4 protein-coding genes are annotated in these 2,068 nt (G+C 64.7%); 2 read left to right on the top strand and 2 right to left on the bottom strand.

What is annotated here, in order from left to right:
• A partial coding sequence (locus EN969_RS28350) for a DUF982 domain-containing protein (RefSeq protein ID WP_245467538.1) occupies positions 1-255 on the top strand: 255 nt, incomplete at its 5' end.
• A 38-nt stretch (positions 256-293) separates the two neighbouring features.
• On the opposite strand, the gene EN969_RS36685 is transcribed toward EN969_RS28350, so the two are convergent.
• Positions 294-428 carry a hypothetical protein gene (locus EN969_RS36685; protein ID WP_263484935.1) on the bottom strand — a complete coding sequence of 45 codons (135 nt, stop codon included), beginning with the start codon at positions 426-428 and terminating at the stop codon, positions 294-296.
• Between the two features lie 91 nt (positions 429-519).
• A complete protein-coding gene (locus EN969_RS28345; RefSeq protein WP_013530773.1) occupies positions 520-828 on the bottom strand; it encodes a hypothetical protein in 309 nt (102 codons plus the stop codon).
• Positions 829-974: 146 nt separating this feature from the next.
• Here EN969_RS28345 and EN969_RS28340 point away from each other — a divergent pair, with 146 nt between their 5' ends.
• Complete coding sequence (locus EN969_RS28340) at positions 975-1,913, top strand: alpha/beta hydrolase (RefSeq protein ID WP_063170278.1); 939 nt, start codon at positions 975-977, stop codon at positions 1,911-1,913.
• Positions 1,914-2,068: the final 155 nt, after the last annotated feature.

Genomic DNA, 2,068 nt, shown 5'->3' with positions numbered 1-2,068 from the left:
AAACAGGACATGTCCGAGCTCATTTTGCCCACACCGATGCGGATCAAGCCGCATGGCTCGGACACGATCCGCGACGTCGCCACGCTCAGGGATGCCAGCGAAATCCTGATCGATTGGCCGCAGGCCAAGCGCGGCCCGTTCTACCAGGCGGCGCGCGAGAAGGTCGAAGCCGCATTGGAAACCCAGACAGGCGCCGCCGAGGCGCAGGAAGCGTTCGCAGCGCTCTGCAGCCACGCCGGCGTCTTGGTGCGGTAGGTGTCAAAGGAAGCAGACGTCGTGCCTCGCCTGCTTTGTCATTTCGTTGGAAGCTCGCCCTGGACAATCGGCTGAGAGGTTTCGAATCCAAAGCTCTTCGGCACCAGAAGAATCAATGCAATCACGATGGCGATCGATGCAAGCAACGTGGCTGTGGCTGCAATATCTCTCACGATAATCTCTCCAAATTCCAAGTCGTGAGAAAAACGCTCCCGAGAAAACGAGGTTCCATTAGCTTGTGCGATAATACCAGGGAGCCGGCGTTTATTGCTTCGGCGGCTGGGGTGGAACTTCACCCGGCTTGATCACCGGCGTCTTGCCTTCGTCGGGGGCCGGCGCCGCCATGCCCTGGTCTCCCGTCGGGGGCGGTTTCAGCACGCCGCCGCAGTCGTTGAGCTTCGCGGTCAAATTGCCGTCATCGGCTTGCTTTTCAGGCTGCTGTTTTGCCTCTTGCCCGGTCTGAGCCCTGCATTTGTCGGCCTGCGGCGCCTGGCTGTCGTTCTGCTGCTGGGCTGCGGCCGGCACTGCCAGCGCCAGCATAAGGCCGAATGGCATGATGGCGAGAGTTCTCATCCCTACCTCCTTCTTTCTTTCACGGTCGCCTGCGGCGACCTTCCCTTCACAGGGACAACGCCTGTCGACGAAAAAGGTTGGCCGCGTCGCCGGGCGGCATTGCAACCAAACCCGTTCGCCGGCCGTTGCGCGTGCCGGAGGCGGTCATGTTCGAAGGTTTTCAAGGCGCGGAAATCGACACCGGCGATGCCGGCATATTCTGCCTGCGTGCCGGGACCGGGCCGCCATTGCTGTTGCTGCACGGCTTTCCGCAGACGCATCTGATGTGGCGCGACATCGCGCCCGCTCTGGCCAGCCGGTTCAGCGTCGTCTGCGCCGATTTGCGCGGCTATGGCGGCAGCTCCTGTCCGGCGTCCACTCCGGACCACGCACCCTATGCCAAGCGCGCCATGGCGGACGATTTGGTGAGGCTGATGGAGAAGCTGGGTTTCAGCAGCTTCATGGTCGCCGGCCATGATCGCGGCGGGCGTGTCGCCTACCGCATGGCGCTCGACCATCCGGGCAGCATCGACAGGCTCGCCGTCCTCGACATCGTGCCGACCGCCGATGCCTGGGACCGCGCCGACGCCAGGCTGGCGCTGGGCTATTGGCCATGGTCGCTGCTGGCGCAGCCCGAGCCATTGCCGGAAAAGATCCTGTCCGGCGCCGCCGAGGCGATCGTCGACAATGCGCTCAACGGCTGGGGCTCACAGCCATCGGCGTTTCCAGCCGAAGTGCGTCAGGCCTATGTGGAGGCCCTGCGTACGCCTGCCCACGCCCATGCCATCTGCGAGGAATATCGGGCGGCAGCCACGCTCGACCGCGAGCATGACCATGCCGACAAGGCAGCCGGCCGGCGCATCCGCTGCCCGCTGCTGGCGCTATGGAGCGGTCAGGGCGCGTTGGCGGATTGGTATGCCGGCGAAGGCGGACCACTGGCGCTGTGGCGCGGCTGGGCCGACGACGTGCGCGGACAGGCGATGCCGGGTGGACACTTCTTCCCCGAGGAGGACCCGGCGCGGACGGCCGATCTGCTGGCCGGCTTCTTCGGCGAAACCAGTCACGGCATCTCCGTGCGATCGGAGTTACCTTCGCCCTCCCCTTGATGGGCTCAGGACGTTTCGGTTTCAGGCAGGTCGGCGCCCAACTGCGGAACGATGATCGAATCCAGCGGCGCCGTCAGCGACCAGCTGAGATGGCCCGGGCTGCGATCCAGCACCGCCAAGCCGTTCAGCGATTGCGGCGCGACCCGTTGCAGGAC

The organism is Mesorhizobium sp. M7A.F.Ca.CA.003.01.2.1 (assembly GCF_003998945.1).
GTDB lineage: Bacteria > Pseudomonadota > Alphaproteobacteria > Rhizobiales > Rhizobiaceae > Mesorhizobium > Mesorhizobium ciceri.
Note: the sequence above shows the minus strand (reverse complement) of the source record. Positions and strands in the feature narration are given on the sequence as shown.

Bases quoted from the DNA above. Each gene is read 5' to 3' on its own strand.
- EN969_RS28345 (WP_013530773.1), bottom strand. From the start codon at position 828: ATGAGAACTCTCGCCATCATGCCATTCGGCCTTATGCTGGCGCTGGCA.
- EN969_RS28340 (WP_063170278.1), top strand. From the start codon at position 975: ATGTTCGAAGGTTTTCAAGGCGCGGAAATCGACACCGGCGATGCCGGC.